Origin of the sequence: Nocardia sp. NBC_00511, from assembly GCF_045161165.1 — a bacterium.
GTDB lineage: Bacteria > Actinomycetota > Actinomycetes > Mycobacteriales > Mycobacteriaceae > Nocardia.
Genome location: NZ_CP107849.1, coordinates 668,771 through 685,869, shown reverse-complemented (window position 1 = coordinate 685,869; position 17,099 = coordinate 668,771). Strand labels below are relative to the sequence as shown.

General features: G+C 69.3%; 13 protein-coding genes. 3 read left to right on the top strand and 10 right to left on the bottom strand.

Going from position 1 to position 17,099, the window contains the following annotated elements; genetic code table 11:
- Window positions 1-39 precede the first annotated feature (39 nt).
- Window positions 40-1,173: a Rieske 2Fe-2S domain-containing protein gene (locus tag OG300_RS03240; protein ID WP_405491961.1), complete on the top strand. Its 1,134-nt coding sequence runs from the start codon at window positions 40-42 to the stop codon at window positions 1,171-1,173.
- 20 nt (window positions 1,174-1,193) lie between these two features.
- Here the strand turns inward: OG300_RS03240 and OG300_RS03235 are convergent, their stop codons facing one another.
- The 5 genes from OG300_RS03235 to OG300_RS03215 all read right to left on the bottom strand — a co-directional run bounded on the left by OG300_RS03235 (window position 1,194) and on the right by OG300_RS03215 (window position 8,193).
- The gene (locus OG300_RS03235; RefSeq protein ID WP_405491959.1) at window positions 1,194-2,597 is read right to left on the bottom strand and encodes an MATE family efflux transporter; all 1,404 of its coding nucleotides are present in this window, start codon (window positions 2,595-2,597) and stop codon (window positions 1,194-1,196) included.
- 121 nt (window positions 2,598-2,718) lie between these two features.
- On the bottom strand, window positions 2,719-3,642 hold the full coding sequence (locus tag OG300_RS03230) for a glucosyl-3-phosphoglycerate synthase (protein WP_405491957.1): 924 nt from the start codon (window positions 3,640-3,642) through the stop codon (window positions 2,719-2,721).
- Entirely contained in the window at window positions 3,639-5,216 is a 1,578-nt protein-coding gene (locus tag OG300_RS03225; RefSeq protein WP_405491955.1) for a glycosyltransferase family 39 protein, read from the bottom strand. The genes OG300_RS03230 and OG300_RS03225 overlap by 4 nt, the downstream gene beginning before the upstream one ends.
- A gap of 5 nt (window positions 5,217-5,221) precedes the next feature.
- Window positions 5,222-6,778: an MFS transporter gene (locus tag OG300_RS03220; RefSeq protein ID WP_405491953.1), complete on the bottom strand. Its 1,557-nt coding sequence runs from the start codon at window positions 6,776-6,778 to the stop codon at window positions 5,222-5,224.
- Window positions 6,775-8,193, bottom strand: coding sequence for a condensation domain-containing protein (locus tag OG300_RS03215; protein WP_405491951.1), 1,419 nt, complete (start codon window positions 8,191-8,193; stop codon window positions 6,775-6,777). Before OG300_RS03215 ends, OG300_RS03220 begins: the two co-directional genes overlap by 4 nt.
- A 214-nt stretch (window positions 8,194-8,407) precedes the next feature.
- Here OG300_RS03215 and OG300_RS03210 point away from each other — a divergent pair, with 214 nt between their 5' ends.
- Both OG300_RS03210 and OG300_RS03205 read left to right on the top strand, forming a co-directional pair.
- Window positions 8,408-9,442: an alpha/beta hydrolase gene (locus OG300_RS03210; protein ID WP_405491949.1), complete on the top strand. Its 1,035-nt coding sequence runs from the start codon at window positions 8,408-8,410 to the stop codon at window positions 9,440-9,442.
- 31 nt (window positions 9,443-9,473) lie between these two features.
- Complete coding sequence (locus OG300_RS03205; RefSeq protein ID WP_405491947.1) at window positions 9,474-11,033, top strand: mucoidy inhibitor MuiA family protein; 1,560 nt, start codon at window positions 9,474-9,476, stop codon at window positions 11,031-11,033.
- An 8-nt stretch (window positions 11,034-11,041) separates the two neighbouring features.
- Here the strand turns inward: OG300_RS03205 and OG300_RS03200 are convergent, their stop codons facing one another.
- The 5 genes from OG300_RS03200 to infB all read right to left on the bottom strand — a co-directional run bounded on the left by OG300_RS03200 (window position 11,042) and on the right by infB (window position 17,090).
- Complete coding sequence (locus OG300_RS03200) at window positions 11,042-11,896, bottom strand: DUF5995 family protein (RefSeq protein ID WP_405491945.1); 855 nt, start codon at window positions 11,894-11,896, stop codon at window positions 11,042-11,044.
- A 177-nt stretch (window positions 11,897-12,073) separates the two neighbouring features.
- Complete coding sequence (locus OG300_RS03195; RefSeq protein ID WP_405491943.1) at window positions 12,074-13,075, bottom strand: bifunctional oligoribonuclease/PAP phosphatase NrnA; 1,002 nt, start codon at window positions 13,073-13,075, stop codon at window positions 12,074-12,076.
- Window positions 13,076-13,081: 6 nt separating this feature from the next.
- A complete protein-coding gene (gene rbfA, locus OG300_RS03190) occupies window positions 13,082-13,534 on the bottom strand; it encodes a 30S ribosome-binding factor RbfA (RefSeq protein ID WP_405491941.1) in 453 nt (150 codons plus the stop codon).
- 20 nt (window positions 13,535-13,554) lie between these two features.
- Complete coding sequence (locus tag OG300_RS03185) at window positions 13,555-13,845, bottom strand: DUF503 domain-containing protein (RefSeq protein WP_405498454.1); 291 nt, start codon at window positions 13,843-13,845, stop codon at window positions 13,555-13,557.
- Window positions 13,846-13,955: 110 nt separating this feature from the next.
- A complete protein-coding gene (gene infB, locus OG300_RS03180; RefSeq protein WP_405491939.1) occupies window positions 13,956-17,090 on the bottom strand; it encodes a translation initiation factor IF-2 in 3,135 nt (1,044 codons plus the stop codon).
- Window positions 17,091-17,099 lie beyond the last annotated feature (9 nt).

Here is a 17,099-nt window from a genome sequence, read left to right as displayed (position 1 = left end):
CGCGGGGCGGCCGCTCGCGAGCCACCGCGGAGGACGCAGATGAAACAGCAGGTCCGGACCATCGATGTCGGCGAACCCATCACCCGCTACGCCCGCGGCTGGCACTGCCTGGGTCTCGCGGAAACCTTCCGAGACGGAAACCCGCACTCCATCAACGCCTTCGGCACCAAACTGGTGATCTGGGCCGACCGCAAGGGCGCGCTGCACGTCCTGGACGGCTACTGCCGCCACATGGGCGCGGACCTGTCCTACGGCAGCGTGAAGGACGACAATATCGCCTGCCCGTTCCACGATTGGCGCTGGCGCGGCGACGGCAAATGCGCCGCCATTCCCTACGCGCGCCGAGTACCGCCACTGGCCCGCACGCGCTCCTGGACCACCTGCGAGGAGAACAAACAGCTCTTCGTCTGGAACGATCCGGAGGGCAATCCGCCGCCGCCCGAGGTCGCCATCCCGCACATCGAGGGCATCGATACCGACCGGTGGAGCGACTGGGACTGGAACACCCTGCTCATCGAGGGTGCGCACTGCCGCGAAATCATCGACAACAACGTCGATATGGCGCACTTCTTCTATATCCACTACGCGTATCCGGTGTTCTTCAAGAATGTCTTCGAGGGCCACGTCGCCACCCAGTTCCTGCATTCCAAGGGCCGCCCCGACATTCACGCCAAGTCGAACTATTCGCAGGAGATGTCGCTACTGCGTTCAGAGGCTTCGTATTACGGGCCGTCCTACATGATCAACACGCTGCACAACGACTTCGGTGAGCACACCGTCGAGGTGGTGCTGATCAACTGCCACTACCCGGTCAGCCCGAATTCCTTCGTGCTGCAATGGGGTGTGAGCGTGCAGGCCATCGACGGGCTGCCGCCGGAGAAGTCGGCGCGGCTGGCCAAGGCGTTCGGCAAGAGCTTCGGTGTCGGGTTCCTCCAGGACGTCGAGATCTGGAAGCACAAGACGCGCATCGACAATCCGCTGCTCACCCAGGAGGACGGGCCGGTGTATCAGCTCCGCCGCTGGTACGAGCAGTTCTATGTGGACGTCGCCGACATCACCCCGGATATGACCAACCGCTTCGAATTCGAGGTCGACACCACGCACGCCAACGAGAACTGGCAGGCCGAGGTCGCCGCGAATCTGGAGAAGCAGGCTGCCGCACAGGGCAATTGATCAAGGGGCGCCGGGGCGGGTCACGCCATCCGTCCCGGCACTTCCGCGCCGACGCGCGCCCAGCGCCCGGACAGCGCTCGCCAGCAGACCGCGATCAGGCGTAGCAGCAGGAACGCGACGAGTCCGGTCCAGATTCCGCCGATTCCCCAGTCGTAGGCCAGCGACAGCCAGATCATCGGCAGGAAGCCCAGCAGTGCCGAACCCAGGGTGGCATTGCGCAGGAACGCCGCGTCGCCCGCGCCGAGCAGCACGCCGTCGAGCGCGAAGACCACCCCGCCGATGGGGATGATGGCGACGAAGAACCACCACGCCACCTGCGTCCGGTCGAGCACCGCCGGATCGCTGGTGAACAGCTGCGGAATCACCGAGTGGCCCGCCGCGAACAGCGCCGCCAGCACCACCGCGAACACCGTCGACCAGCCGGTGATGCGCCGCGCCAAACCCTGTGCGCCACGCGCGTTTCCGGCCCCCAGCGCCGCCCCGACCAGGGTCTGCGCCGCGATGGCGAGGGAGTCGAGGGTCAGCGACAGGAAGTTCCACAGCTGCAACACCAGCTGATGCGCCGCCACCGAAGCCGCCCCGAACCGCGCGGCCACCGCAGCCGCCGATACGAAGCACGCCTGGAACGACAGACTCCGCACGATCAGATCCCGCCCCAGCACCAACTGTGCCTTCATGATCTCGATATGCGGTACCAGCGGCACGTGCGAGCGCAGCAGTGCCCGCACGAACAGCACCCCCGACACCAGCTGCCCGGCCAGATTGGCGATCGCCGACCCCTCCAGTTCCAGTCGTGGCGCCCCCAGTAGCCCGTGCACCAGCACCGGGCACAACACCCCCGAAAGCGCCAGCCCCGCAACCACATACAGCAGCGGCCGCCGCGTCTGCTGCACCCCGCGCATCCACCCGTTGCCCGCCATGGCCAGCAGGATCAACGGCACCCCGAACAGCGCGATCCGCACCCACGACTCGGCCCGCCCGGCGATCTCGTCCCCACCCGCGATGGCCCGGGTGATCGGCCCCGCCAGCGCCTGGATCACCACCAGGATCACGACGCCGATCCCCACCCCGATCCAACTGGCCTGCACCCCTTCGATCACCGCCCCGCGCTCGTCCCCCGACCCGTGCCGCCGCGCCGCCCGCGCGGTGGTGCCGTAACTCAGGAACGTCAACTGCGTACTCACCTGCGCGAGCACCAGCCCACCCACCGCGAGCCCGGCCAGCGCCAACGCCCCGAGCCGCCCCACCACAGCCATATCCCAGAGCAGATAAACCGGCTCCGCGACAAGCACACCCAGCGTCGGCACCGCGATGGCGAGAATCCGCCGCGGCCCCGCCTGCACCGCCGCCTCCCCCGAGGTCACCACCGAGTCCCCGTCGGTCCCCGACGCCGGTTCCCCACTCGTCTCACCCACACCGCGCATCCGTTCACCATGGCATATGCCACCGACCGAACGGTCCGGAGCAACACCGGACTCACCGGCTCGTCAGCGGGGGATCAACGAGCCGAGCCGTGGCCGAGTGCCCGCTATGACTGATTCCGGTTCACGGCAGGGCCTCCTCGACTGCGAGGATTCGGCTCATGGGTGGGCGGTCGACCAGGGAGACCGGGCTGACGGTGCGATGCCAGTCGTCTCCCTCGGGGCGGTAGCGGGAGAGTCCGACGCCGGAGTCGCGGATGCCGAGGCGGTCCAGGAGGGTGGCGACGAGTTGGCGGCTCATCACGGCCAGTTCGGGGGTCGGGCGGTTGCGGTGGATGCGGGTGCCGAGGTCGACCTGGGTGATGGCGCTCAGGCCGTAGCGCTGCCAGGTGTCGATGAGGATGCCGATCTCGACGCCGTAGCCGGGCGCGAAAGGGATGGCGGACAGCAGGTTTCGGGTGGCGGCGTATTCACCGCTCAGCGGTTGCAGGATCTCCCCGAGCTCCGGGGCGAGCGCGGTGAGCAGTGGGCGCGCCACCAGCTGGGTGACCCGGCCGCCGCCCTCACCGTCCCCGGCCGGATCGGTGCCCAGCGGCCGCCGGTAATACCCCTTCACCAGCTCGATGCCGTCCTCCAGCAGCAGCGGCGCGAGCAGAGCGGGCACGTAGAGCGGGCTGGGGTTCCTGAGGTCGGAGTCGAGGAACACCACCAGATCCCCGGTGGTGACGGCCAGCGAGCGCCACAGCACCTCCCCCTTGCCGGGGCGCGGCGGGATTCCGGGCAGGGCCTGCTCACGCGTGAAAACGGCAGTCGCACCGGAGTTCTCGGCGATCCGCACGGTGGCGTCGACGGAGCCGGAGTCGACCACCACCAGTTCGTCCACCAGCGTGCCGACGTAGTCGCGCACGACGGCCAGCACGCCCGCGATGGTGTCCTGCTCGTCGAGCGCGGGCAGCACCACCGACACGGTGCGGGATCCCTTGTGCTCCAGCAGTTCCGGCAGCGACCAGGTCCGCCGGAACAGCGGCAGGGCGGGGGCGGGTCTCATCGGGGATCCTCCAGGCCCGGGTCGAGATCGAGGGTGCGCAGTCCGGGCCAGGTCCGCGCCCACGGTCGGCGGGGGTCGTCGCAGCGCCAGATCACCGCGTTGCGGGTCAGGCCGGGGAACCCGAGCGGGTCGTCGAGCCGGGCCAGCGGCTCGACGGTGCGGAAGGTCCGCCACAGCATGGGTTCGGCCGAGGCCGCACCGACATACAGCACGGTGGTGGCGGATTCCGGTGGCACCCCGAGGTATCCGAAGCCGCGATCGGGGCTGTACACCGGCGGCAGTTCCGCCGAGGGCTGGTCGAGAAGCGCTGCCTGCCAGTAATTCTGGGTGATCACCACCGCGCGTCCGCGTTCACCGAGCCCGAGGGTGGCGGCCGCCGACCGCACGGCCGCGATCAGTTCGGGTCCGCCGTCCATGCCGTAGAGGCGAATGCGCGCCGACAGGTCGGCCCGATCGTGGACCGGTTCCCGCAGCGCCGAATGCGCCATCGGCAGCACGAAAACCAGCGCGCCACTGAAGGTTACGGAGGCGGCCAGCAGCGCCCCGCCGGTGGCCTCCGCCCAGCGCGGCCGCTCCCGGCCCACCATCCGCACCGCTCCGGCCGCGATCAGCACCGGGAACAGTCCGGCCAGATAGTAGGGCCGCGACACCGTGAACAGCACGAACGCCGACTGCACCAGCACGGCCACCACCACGAAACGGTATGCGCGCCAGGACGAGCAGTTAAGCAGCGCCCACAGTCCGACGATGGCCAGCACCGTCCCGGGCAGCCCCAGCAGCAGGATCTCCTGCACCGGCAGCCCCGTCGCTCCGCCGGTCGCCGCCCCCTGTTCGGCCGCGATCACCGGCCCCATCGCCACCTGCGGCCAGCCGTGCCGCGACTGCCACCACAGACCGGGCGCGGCCGCCGCCGCCACGAGCACCGCCGCCGCCCATGCCATCGGAGTCCGGAACAGCTGCCGCGGCCCGACAATCGCCGCACCCAGCAGAATGCCGCAGCCCAGCACCGGCAGCAGCAACTTCACCTGCAAGTCGACCGCGGCCACCAGCGCGGCCGCGAGCAGCCACCGATGCTGTCGAATCCGTGTCCAGCGCACCATGATCCACAGCAGCAGCGCCGAGAGCAGCGCATCGAACGCGAACGTGCACAGCGACGCCGCCGAGGTGACCAGGAACGGGGTCGCCGCATACGCCAGGGCCGCCGTCACCTGCGCACTCCACCCGCCCCCGAACTCCCGGGCGGTCAGCGCGCACACCCAGATGGTCGCCACCGCGCAGCACACCACCGGAAGCCGCTGCGCCACCAGGGAATCCGGCGCGATCCGGGCGAATACCCGAGCCAGCAGCGGCACCAGCGGCCCCTGGTCGACGTATCCGAACGACAGCCGTCGCCCGGCCGACTGGAAGTACAGCTCATCCCCGAACCACGGATAGCGTCCGGACCGCGCCCCGAGCAGCGTCCCGGCGATACCCACGATCAGCAGTAGCGGCCTGAATACCAAGTGCGGCAGCGCATTCTGCCCGCCGATCGGTTCCGGCACCGAGGCCTCACCGGCATCCGCTCCCCGGTCCACCGCCGTCATGATCGCCTCGCCGGCAATGCGAGAGTGAGGCAGGCCAGCGCGACCGACAGGGCCGCGATCGCCCACAGCACCGTGGTGATCGCGGTGAGCGCCCCGGCGGCGGCCAGCCGCGCGAAGAACACCATCCCCAGCGCCGCGGCCCCCACACTGCTGCCGACCTGCTGCACGGTGGGCAGCAGCCCCGACGCGGATCCCGTGGCGGACAAAGGAATCCCGGCGATAATCACCGCCGGAAGCGCCGCCGCGAACCACCCCATCCCGAGTCCCGCCGCCAGCACCGGCCCCGCCACCGACCCGATCCCCAGTCCGGACCCGAGCACCCGCACGGTGACCGCGATCGCCCCGACCGCGACCGCGAACACCCCGACCCCGATGGTCAGCACCCGATTGCCCCACCAAGCCGACAGCAGCGGCGACGACAACGCACCACCCGCCGCCCCGATCGCGAACGGCAGCATCAGTACCCCGGTCCGCGCCGCCGACCACCCCAGCCCCGCCTGCACCGTCACCGAGACGGTGAACAGCAGCGCCGTGAACAGTCCGTAGAAGACAGCCATCAGCACGGCCCCGACCGCGAATCCCCGCTCGCCGAACAGGTCCAATCGCACCAGCGGCTCGGTCCGGCGAAGCTGCCCGCGCACGAACCCCGCCAGCACCGGCACAGAAAGGCCGAGCATCACCAGAATCCAGAGCGGCCAACCCAATTCATGTCCGGCAGTCAGCGGGTACACGAGCAACGCCAATCCGATCACCGACAATGCCGCGCCACCGAGGTCCATCCCGCGCAGCACGCTCAAACCACGGGAATCGGCGGCAGCCTCGACAACCGGCACGAACTCAGCGATTCCACTCGGCGCGCCACAGCTCGCCGCAGCAGTCGTACCGGCCGCATCACGGTCGACCATCTGCTGCTTTAGGTTCTCGAAATCCGCAGTGGGACAGTTTATCTCGTGCTGAGCCCGCCTCAGGTCGACGAGCCCGATCGCCACTGCGGCGATCGGGACGTTGATCAGGAAGACCGTGCGCCAGCCCAGGCCCAGTGGATTCGCGTCGACCGCCAGGCCGCCGAGGATCGGGCCGATCATTCCGGCCAGCCCGGCGACCGCGGCGTAGATGCCGAAGGCGCGGTCGCGGCGGTCGGGCGGAAAGGCCGTCGCGATGATCGCGACCGTCTGCGCGGCGGCGGTGCCTGCCGCGATTCCGGCGACACCGCGGGCGAGGACGAGTTCTACCGCACTGGAGGAGATTCCGCACCAGGTGGAGGCGGCGGCGAAGGCGGCCAGCGCGATGGCGAACACCCGTCCCCGGCCGAGCAGTTCGCCCAGGCGGGCGGCGGTGGGGAGGGTGCAGGCGAAGGTCAGGCCGTAGACGGTGACGATGAGCAGTTGTGCCGCGTCGTCCGCGCCGAGTTGCCTTGCGACGGTGGGGATCGCGGTGTGCACGACGGTCAGGTCCAGCATCTGCATGAAGACCGCGAGCAGGCAGGCGGTCAGGGCCGTCCAGGCGGCCCGGGACACGTCATCCAGGGTCTTGCCCGGGGCGCCGACTGTCACGAGAGCGCGGGAACCCGGACCGCGTAGTCGCCGTCGGACACCACGGCATTGATCACGCCGGTGAAGGCGCCGATGTACTTGCGGACGGACTCGTGGGCCTGCGGGGTGTCGGGGAACAGCACGCTCAGCGTGGTCTCCTCCGGGAGGCGGTTGATCCAGACATACACCTCGCCGGAGCTGGCCGGGGTGGCGTAGAGGCCGCCTTTGATGCGGTCGAAGAGTTGCGCGCCGGGGAATTTGCGGACGTCGACGTAGGACAGCATGGGCGCGGCGAACCCGGGCCTGGTCCGAATGCCGAGGTCCGGCGTGATCAACTCCAGCACCCGGTGCAGGGACACGTCGGTGAGGTCCTTGGCGCATTCGGCCGATTCCTGCGCGACCGCGACCAGCCCGGCGAAGGTGGAGCCCGAGTCGACCGGCACCACCACCGGAATCAGGTTGGTGTACCAGCCCACCGACGCCTCCTCACCCGGTAGGAAGCGGGTATTGGCCGGTGCCAGCCCGAAATAGTTTGTCCTGCCCGACAATTCGTATTCGGTCAGCGCGAGTGCGGTGAACCAGCCGCCGACCACCCGCCCGCCCCGCGCCTGGCAGGCCTCCTCGAAGCGCAGCATCTCCGGTTCGGTCAGCAGCGTGGTGGTGGCCTGCGCGCCGGGCCGGTATCCGGCCGCCTCACCCAGGTCGAGCGGGAAGCTGGGCACGTCACCGTCGTTGTCGCGCAACACCTCCACCCAGCGGCGCACGGCATGCGATTCGAGGGTGAGGCGTTCGTTGAGCCGTCGCTCCCGAGCGCAGTAGGCGAGATGACCGTCCACCCGCGGCAGCGCCGTCACGGTGCCCGCCATCTCATTGCCGTAGAGCCACAGCAGGTCCACGCACGACAGCGCCTGCGCCACCCCGTCGGTGTGCAGATGGTCGACGGCCGCGTACACGGTGAACGAATCGGGTCTTTCGATCACGCCGAAGGAGAAGCAATCCCATTCGAACGGTCCCGGTGTCACGGCCTGCACGCGTTCCCGCAATGCCGCGATATCACTGAATTCACCGAGGTCCTCGGGAATGAATTCGATCGCGGCGGGATCGGCCACATGCCGGATGACGCGATCGCCGGAATCCCTTTCGAACCAGCTGGAGAACGTGTCGTGACGGCGCAGGAATTCGTTCACCGCCGCCGTCATCGCCCGCTGATCGGGTACGCCGGGAATATCGAACGAGATCATGCACAACCGGGAAACCCGCAGCGCCGCACCGGTGTTGCGATGCGCCGCCCGCAGGTAGGCCTCCTGCTGGTAGGACGGTCCGATCTCGTGTCTCGGCGCCTCCAGCATCTGCGCCCGCGATCGCGGCGACGCCGTCCAGGTGGTGAGCCGGCCCGGCTGCGGATGCCAATCGTCGAAAAGGCCGAATGCGACCATGAAATCCTCGATTCGTGCGGTGTCGGCTTCCGAGTGAACGGCATTCGGCGGTGTCCCCGCCAGCATCGCGATCGAAGTCTGTGACGATTCCCAACCTGATGCCACCCGCCGACCTGACCACTCCCAAAATGCGCCGGAAGGCATTGTCGGCACCGGATTTCCGACCTACCGTCACCGGCGGAATCGATCCGATCGACGCACCGGGAGTTCGTGGGTGAAATCGGCACGACTGTTCGTTCCGCTGGCGGTGGCCGTGGCCCTGCCGTGGCTGTCTCCGGCGCTCTCCGCGCACGCCGGCCCCGTCACGGCGCCCACGGTCCTGTCCGCCGCCCGGGCCGCACCCGACGACTCCCGCCTGCTCGCCGCCGACGACACCGGCGACCGGTCCCTGAGCCTGCGCGTGCACTCCACCGCGATGGCCGCCGACATCACCGTCGAGGTCCTGCGCGCCCCCGACGGCAGCACCCCCGCCCCCGTGCTCTACCTGCTCAACGGCGCGGGCGGCGGCAGTGACGCCAGCAGCTGGCCCGCCCAGACCGATATCGCCGACTTCTTCGAAGACAAGCAGGTCACCGTGGTCACGCCGATGGGCGGCAACGGCAGCTACTTCACCGACTGGCACGCCGACGACCCGGTCCTGGGCCGTCAACGCTGGACCACGTTCCTCACCCGCGAGCTGCCGCCGATCATCGATTCGGCGCTGAACGGCAACGGCGCCAACGCGATCGCGGGCATCTCGATGGCGGGCACCTCGGTGTTCCAGCTGGCCCTCGCCGCGCCGGGCCGCTACCGCGCGATCGGCGCCTACAGCGGCTGCGCGCGTACCAGCGACCCGGCCGGACGGCTGTTCGTCGATGCCGTCGTGCTGCGCTGGCACGGTGACCCCGCCAACATGTGGGGCCCGCCCGGCGACCCGGCCTGGACCGACAACGACCCCTATCTGCACGCGGAAGGCCTGCGCGGCACCGCGATCTACGTCTCGTCCGGCACCGGCATCCCGGGCCCGCTCGACACCCTCGACGGGCCCGGCATCCACGGCGACGCAGCCAAACTCGCCGCCCAGCTGACCAACGGCGGAGTGCTCGAGGCCATTACCGACCAGTGCGCCCGCGCGCTGCGCGACCGGCTCGAAAGTCTCGGCATCCCGGCCACTTTCGCGCTGCGCCCCACCGGCACCCACTCGTGGGGCTATTGGCAGCAGGACCTGCACGACTCGTGGCCGCTGCTGGCGAAAGCGCTACGTTCCTGACAGTCGCGAGAACTCGAGGCATGCTCGGGACATGATCACACTCGACACCGCCATCACCGCGGTCACCGTCTATCCGGACCGGGCGCGGGTGACCAGGTCCGGCAAGGCCACCCTGCCCGCGGGCGAGCAGCGGCTGCGGGTCGCCGAGCTGCCCTCGGGCCTGCTGCACGACTCCATCCGGGTGTCCGGGCAGGGCGAGATGACCGTGCTCGGAGTCGACATCGTCACCGAACGCCAGGCCGAACCCAGCGACGAGCAGGTCAACGAACAGCTCGCCCGAATGCGTGAGATCGACACCGCCATAGTCGAACTCGCCGACGCCGACAATGCTGCCGAAGCCCGCGTCACCTTCCTGAAGCGGTTGGCCACCGAATCCGCCGACCGCCTCGCCAAGGCCGACAACGAGCGGATCGTCGCGTTCGGCGACAGCCTCGAGGCCCAGTACGGCACCATCCACGCCGGGCGACGCGACCGGGAACGCAAGCGCCAGGAGCTCATTCGCGAACGCAAGGCCGTCGAACGGCGACTCACCGATTTGCGCGGCCGCCAGCATCCCGACACCCAGGCCGCCCACATCGCAGTCGAGGCGGCCGTCGAGGTGACCGTCGATCTCGAGGTCACCTACGTGGTGCACGGCGCGAGCTGGAGCAGCAGCTACGACCTGCGTCTCGGTGACGCGGGCCTGGCGCTGCGCTGGTTCGGGCTGGTGCAGCAGCACACCGGCGAGGACTGGCCCGAATGCCGGTTGCAGCTCTCGACGGCCCGCCCGTCGCACGCACTCGACGTGCCGGAGCTCGACCCGTGGTACATCGGCGTGTCGATGGAGCCGACCCGCTCGCTCGCGGGCTCGATGCCCTCGCCCGGCGGGGCGTTCGGCGCGGCGGCAGATATGGCGGCCCCCGCCCCCTCCGCACCGCAGATGATGGCGCGAAAGGCGGCCGTGCGGGAATCGGTCGCCACCGTCGAACAGGGCGTCACCGCAGCCACTTACACCCCGCAGCGTCCCGTCGCCGTCCCCTCCGACGGCACCGCGCATCGCACGGTGATCACCGCCCTCGACCTCGAGGCCGACCTCGACTACGTCACCGCACCGGTCCGCTCCCCCGAGGCGGTCCTGCGCGCGACCGTCCGCAACAGCTCCGACCACACCCTGCCGCCGGGCCGCGCGTCACTGTTCCACGACGCCGAGTATGTCGGCGCGACCACCCTGGAAGCCTGGGCACCCGGCGAGGAGCGCGAACTCGCGCTGGGCGTCGACGACCGCATCCGGATCGAACGAGAACTGGTGCGCCGCAACGCCACCAAGGCGACCCTGGGCTCCGCGCGTCGCACCGACGTGGAGTACACGATCACCCTCGCCAACCACACCGCGCGGCCCGCGGTGATCACCGTCCTCGACCGCCTCCCGGTCTCCCGCGACGCCACCGTCACCGTCCGCGACACCACCCTGAAGCCGCAGCCCACCGACCGCGACGATCTGGGCATCCTGACCTGGAAAACCACCCTGGACCCGCAGGCCCAGACCACCATCACGCTCGGCTACCGCGTCGAATCACCCAAGGGCGTCAAGGTTTACGGCCTGCCCGACTGACCAGCGGATCAGATCAGGTTCGCGAATTCCAGCCCGTCGAAGACCGTCTCGGCCGTGTTGTACAGCCCGTACATCGCGACCTCGGCGGCTCCGGCGGTCGCCGGAACCTGTAGCGCCAGCCCCGAGGTCAGCGACGTGCCGCGCACGCTCTGGAACATCAGGTAGCTCGTATTGCCCTCTCCGAGTGCGATATCCGCGACCGGCCCGACGAAGTACAGCCCGAAGAACCCGGCCAGCTTCGCCCCGTAGATGGCGTGCAGCTCATCGGTGATGTGCCCGGTGGTGTTGATCAGCGAATCACCGATGGCGAAGAAGTCGCGGGTGTTCTCGACCCGGGTGCCGGTCGCGGCGAGCGCGGCCGGGAAGTCGACCATCAGGTGCGCGTCCAGCGCGCTGGCGGCCACCCGGCCGGGCGAGCGGGAAGGGTCGGCGGCCATGTCGTAGTAGCGCTGCCAGCCCGGCGTCACCGCGCCACCGGTGAGATGCCCGTGCAGGTTGACCAGGTACTCGCGGAAGAACTCCAGGCTCACTGCGCGCGCCCACTGCGGGTCGTCGAAGTTCCCGGCGTCCAGCAGCGGGTTGGCGTCGTGCAGGATGCTGCGGTAGAAGACCGCGAAGATGCCCCGGCGATCACCGTTGCGGGTGAGGACCTCGGCGATCCGATCCATCCGCCGCGCACCGTCGTGCAGGTCGACGAGGGTGGCGGGGTCGGACAGGCGGGTGAGCTCGGCCAGTTCCGCCGTGTCGAGCGCGGTGACTGCCGCGGGCTCGGATTGCGGTGTGGCGGTGGCGGTTCCGGTCGAAACGACGGCGATCGCGGCGGTGGCCGCGATGAACATCGCGAGCCGCGATCTCTTCATCATTGCTGTCAACTCTCAGGGCACAGGGAATGGGTAGCCCAGAGTTTGCCAATCATCGTGGCAATAGCAAAATCGGATAACACGTGGTCGAAGATGATTCAGACCACCGAATTCCCTTGGCGACGGCCATGATCGGCCGCCCCGCGCCCTACTCGACCGGTCCCCGGACCGTGTCGCGTCTCACTCTCCGGCGCTTGCCAAGCCCAGTTGAGATCGCAACGCGGAGACCAGTTCCGCCTCGGTGCCGGTGGTCGTGTAGCCCGCCGCATAGCGGTGACCGCCACCACCCAGCGCGGTGGCCACGGCGGCCACATCGACACCCGGCGAACCATCGGCCGCCGCATGCGAACGCAACGACACCGTCCACAGCCCGGCGGTGCGCGTCTCCTTGAAGACAGCGGCCACCTGAGCCTCACCGGTGGTGCGCAGCAGATCGATGACGCTCTCCACCTCCTCGGAGCGAACCCCGGGGGTGTCGGCGCGATGCACGTAGGCGTACACCAGACCCGCGCCGTGCGCCGCCTCCCGATCCAGCTGAGCCGAGCCCAGCACCCGAGAAAGCATCGGCAGGAAAGCGAAAGGATGGGTGTCCATCAGGGTGCGGGTGATGGTCGCACCGTCGATACCCGTGGACAGCAGCCGCTCGGCCAAGGCATGCGAGCCCTCACGAACCCACTTGAAAGAGCCGGTGTCGGTGACCAATCCGGCATAGAGGCAGTACGCGATATCGCGATCGATCGGCTCACCCCAGGCGTCCAGCACCCGCGCCACGAGACCGGCCGTCGATTCGGCGTCCTCGTCGACCACGTTGACCGCGCCGAAACGCGTATTGGAGCGGTGATGGTCGAGCACGAGAGTGGTTCGCGCACCGGCCAACCGGTCGCGCAGCACCCCCAGCCGTCCCGCACTGCCGCAGTCCACCGTCACCAGGACATCCACCTCACGGGGCACCTGATCGACGGAACGCCGCAATTCGAGCCCGGGCAGCCCGCGCATCGAGACCGGCACCTCGGCCGGTTCGGCGAAGGCCACCACCACCGGCACCCCGCGCCGACGCAACACCTGCGCCAGAGCCAGCCCGCTGCCGAGAGTGTCGGCATCGGGCTGGATGTGGCAGAGGATCGTCACCGATTTCGCGCTGTCGAGAAGCTCCACAGCCGGTGTCACATCGACGGGGGTCATGGCCGGTCAGGCCTCGTCGTCGTCTTCGTCTTCGTCCGCCTTGTACGGGTCCGCCTCGCCCGCGTAGCTGGCGCCGACCGCGGTCTGCGCCACCCGGGCGTCGACGGCGCGGGCCTTGGCCAGCAGTTCTTCCATCTCACGCGCGACCTCGGGCACCTTGTCCAGCACGAAGGCCAGGGTCGGGGTGAACTTCACCCCGGTGCCCGCGCCGACCTTGGACCGCAGGATGCCCGCGGCCTTGCGCAGGCCCGCATCGGCTTCCGCGTAGTCGGGTTCGGCGTCGATGGTCTCGCCCATGACGGTGTAGTAGATGGTCGCCTCGCGTAGGTCGCCGGTCACCTTGGCATCGGTGACGGTGACGAACCGCAGTCGCGGATCCTTGATCTCGTATTCGATCGCGGTGGCCACGATCGACGAGATGCGCTTCGCGAGTCGGCGTGCTCGGGCTTGATCAGCCATGCCCAGCCCTCCTCGTTGATTCAGTCTTCGGGTCCGAAGATGCGACGGCGTACCGACAGCAACTCTAACTCCGGACGATTCGCGACGTGCCGTTCACACTTGTCCAGCACCTCGGTCAGGTGATTCATGCCGTAACTGACCATTGCCACACCGAGCAACGATCGCCGATACCGGTCATGCTCTCCGCCCTCGGTGACGCTCACCTCGAACCTCTTGAGGTCGGCGAGAATCGGGCGGATGACAGAGCGCTTCTCCTTCAGTGAATGCACGTCACCGAGCAAGATATCGAATTCGAGCGCTCCGAAAAACAGTTTTTCAGTCATATGAACGCGCCCCGGGAAATGCGCGCACCGTTACCCGGAAAGGGAAGGGGCACAACCCCGCCGGGCCCAGAGGACCCGGCGGGATCGTGTACTGCTACCTAGTCGCGCGGCTTTTCGCGAAGCTCGTAGGCCTCGACGATGTCGCCCTCGCGAATATCGTTGTAGGTCAACGTCATACCGCATTCGTAGCCTTCACGAACCTCGGTGGCGTCGTCCTTCTCGCGTCGCAGCGACGCGATGGTGACGGTCTCGGCGACCACGACATTGTCGCGGATCAGGCGCGCCTTGGCGTTGCGCTTGACCGAACCCGAGGTCACCCAGCAACCGGCGATGTTGCCGAACTTGGAGGAGCGGAAGATCTGGCGGATTTCCGCCCGACCCAGCTCGACCTCTTCGTAGATCGGCTTGAGCAGACCCTTGAGGGCCTTCTCGATCTCGTCGATCGCCTGGTAGATGACCGAGTAGTAGCGGATGTCCACGCCTTCGCGGTTCGCCAGCTCGGTCGCCTTGCCTTCGGCACGGACGTTGAAGCCGATGATGATCGCGTTGGACGCCGACGCCAGGTTGACGTTGGTCTCGGTGACGCCACCGACACCGCGGTCGATGACCCGCAGTCGCACCTCTTCGCCGACATCGATACCGAGCAGCGCCTCTTCGAGGGCCTCGACGGTACCGGAGTTGTCGCCCTTGAGGATCAGGTTCAGCTCCGAAGTCTCCTTCAGAGCGGCATCCAGATCTTCCAGGGAGATCCGCTTGCGGCTGCGCGCTGCCAGGGCGTTGCGCTTGCGAGCGTTGCGGCGATCGGCGATCTGACGGGCGATCCGGTCTTCCTCGACCACGAGCAGGTTGTCGCCTGCGCCGGGCACCGAGGTGAAACCGATGACCTGGACGGGCCGCGACGGCAGGGCCGCCTCGACGTCGTCGCCGTGCTCGTCGACCATGCGGCGGACGCGACCGTAGGCGTCACCCGCCACGATCGAGTCGCCGACCCGCAGGGTGCCGCGCTGGATCAGCACGGTCGCCACCGGGCCACGGCCGCGGTCGAGGTGGGCTTCGATCGCCACACCCTGCGCGTCCATGTCCGGGTTCGCCCGCAGATCCAGGGACGCGTCCGCGGTCAGGACCACGGCCTCGAGCAGCTGCTCGATGTTGGTGCCCTGCTTCGCCGAGATGTCCACGAACATGGTCTCGCCGCCGTACTCCTCGGCGACCAGACCGTATTCGGTCAGCTGCTGGCGAATCTTCTGCGGGTTCGCGCCTTCCTTGTCGATCTTGTTGACCGCCACCACGATCGGCACATCCGCGGCCTGCGCGTGGTTGATGGCCTCCACCGTCTGCGGCATGACGCCGTCGTCGGCCGCGACCACGAGGATCGCGATGTCGGTGGCCTTCGCACCACGGGCACGCATGGCGGTGAACGCCTCGTGACCCGGAGTATCGATGAAGGTGATGAGACGGTCGTCGTTGTTGACGTGCGTCAGCACCTGGTAGGCGCCGATGTGCTGGGTGATACCGCCGGCCTCGCCCTCACGGACGTTGGCCTTGCGGATGGTGTCCAGCAGTCGGGTCTTACCGTGGTCGACGTGACCCATGACGGTCACGACCGGCGGACGGATCTGCAGGTCGTCCTCGTCGCCCTCGTCCTCGCCGTAGGTGAGGTCGAAGTTGGCGAGCAGCTCGCGGTCCTCGTCCTCCGGAGAGACCACATGCACGATGTAGTTCATCTCCGAGCCCAGCAGCTCGAGGGTCTCCTCGTTCACCGACTGGGTTGCGGTGACCATCTCACCGAGGTTGAACAACGCCTGTACCAGCGAAGCCGGGTTGGCGCCGATCTTCTCGGCGAAGTCGGACAGCGATGCGCCACGGGCGAGGCGAACGACCTCACCGTTGCCGCGCGGCAGCCGCACGCCACCGGCGATGGGCGCCTGCTGGTTCTCGTACTCGGCGCGCTTCGCCCGCTTCGACTTACGACCCTTGCGGGGCGCGCCACCGGGACGACCGAAGGCACCCGCGGCACCGCCGCGACCACCACCGGAACCGGGACGGCCACCGCCGCCACCGCCGGGACGACCACGGAATCCACCCGGAGCACCACCGGTACCCGCACCGGCACCGGCACCCGGTGCACCACCGGGAGCGCCGCCACCGCGGTAGCCACCGCCACCGCCGCCACCGGGACGACCGGCACCGGCGCCACCGGGACCACCCGGACGGGCCGGACGGCCTGCGCCACCCGGACCGGCCGGACGCTGAGCGCGCGCGGGCATGGCACCCGGGTTGGGGCGAGGCGGCATCGAGCCGGGGCTGGGACGCGGTCCACCGGGACGGGGACCACCCTGACCGGCGGCCGGACGCGGACCACCCTGACCCGGAGCCGGACGGGGACCGCCCTGACCCGGAGCCGGACGGGGACCACGATCCTGCTGACCACCCGGACGGGGGCCACGATCCTGCGGGCCGGGACGCGGGCCACCCTGGGCCGGACCCGGACGCGGGCCGCCACCCTGCTGCTGGCCGCCACCCGGACGCGGAGCCGGCCGCGAGGCCGGACGCTCGGGAGCCGAGGAGAACGGGTTGTTACCGACGCGCGGAGCCTTCGGGCCCGGCTTCGGACCGGCCGGACGCGGCGCGGCCGACGGGCTGCTGGGAGCCGAGCTCTGCGGGGCGGCCGGAGCCTGACCCTGCGGCTGCGCGGGACGCGGCTGGCTCGGACGCGGGGCATCCGAACGCGGAGCCGGAGCGACCGCCGGAGCGGAAGCCGCGGCTGCTGCCGGAGCGGAAGGCGCTGCGGGAGCAGCGTTTTCGCGAACCGGCGGCTTCGGCGCAGCGGGACCCGGACGGGCCGCCGACGCCGGACTGACGGAAGGCGCTTCGGACCGCGCGGCCGGGGTCGCCTGCTCAGCAGACACCGCGGGCGCGGGACGGGGCGCGGGGGCCGGAGCCGGGGCGGGCGCCGGAGGACGGGGTCCGGGGCGCGGTCCACCCGCGGCCGGGGACGGCTTGGAACCCGGGGCGCCGGACGAACCGGAACCGGGCTTGGACGCCGACTTCGCGGAACCGTTCGACGCGCTCTTGGGCTGGAACGATTCCCGGAGGCGACGCGCGACGGGTGCTTCCACCGTCGAGCTCGCCGACTTCACGAACTCGCCCTGCTCCTTGAGCCGTGCGAGTAGTTCTTTGCTCGTGACACCGAGTTCTTTAGCCAACTCGTGCACGCGGGCCTTGCCTGCCACTGCTCTCCT

Coding starts and splice junctions, on each gene's coding strand:
- rbfA (WP_405491941.1), bottom strand. CDS start 13,534: ATGGCTGATCAAGCCCGAGCACGCCGACTCGCGAAGCGCATCTCGTCG.
- OG300_RS03235 (WP_405491959.1), bottom strand. CDS start 2,597: ATGCGCGGTGTGGGTGAGACGAGTGGGGAACCGGCGTCGGGGACCGAC.
- OG300_RS03205 (WP_405491947.1), top strand. CDS start 9,474: ATGATCACACTCGACACCGCCATCACCGCGGTCACCGTCTATCCGGAC.
- OG300_RS03200 (WP_405491945.1), bottom strand. CDS start 11,896: ATGATGAAGAGATCGCGGCTCGCGATGTTCATCGCGGCCACCGCCGCG.
- OG300_RS03240 (WP_405491961.1), top strand. CDS start 40: ATGAAACAGCAGGTCCGGACCATCGATGTCGGCGAACCCATCACCCGC.
- OG300_RS03230 (WP_405491957.1), bottom strand. CDS start 3,642: ATGAGACCCGCCCCCGCCCTGCCGCTGTTCCGGCGGACCTGGTCGCTG.
- OG300_RS03195 (WP_405491943.1), bottom strand. CDS start 13,075: ATGACCCCCGTCGATGTGACACCGGCTGTGGAGCTTCTCGACAGCGCG.
- OG300_RS03215 (WP_405491951.1), bottom strand. CDS start 8,193: ATGGTCGCATTCGGCCTTTTCGACGATTGGCATCCGCAGCCGGGCCGG.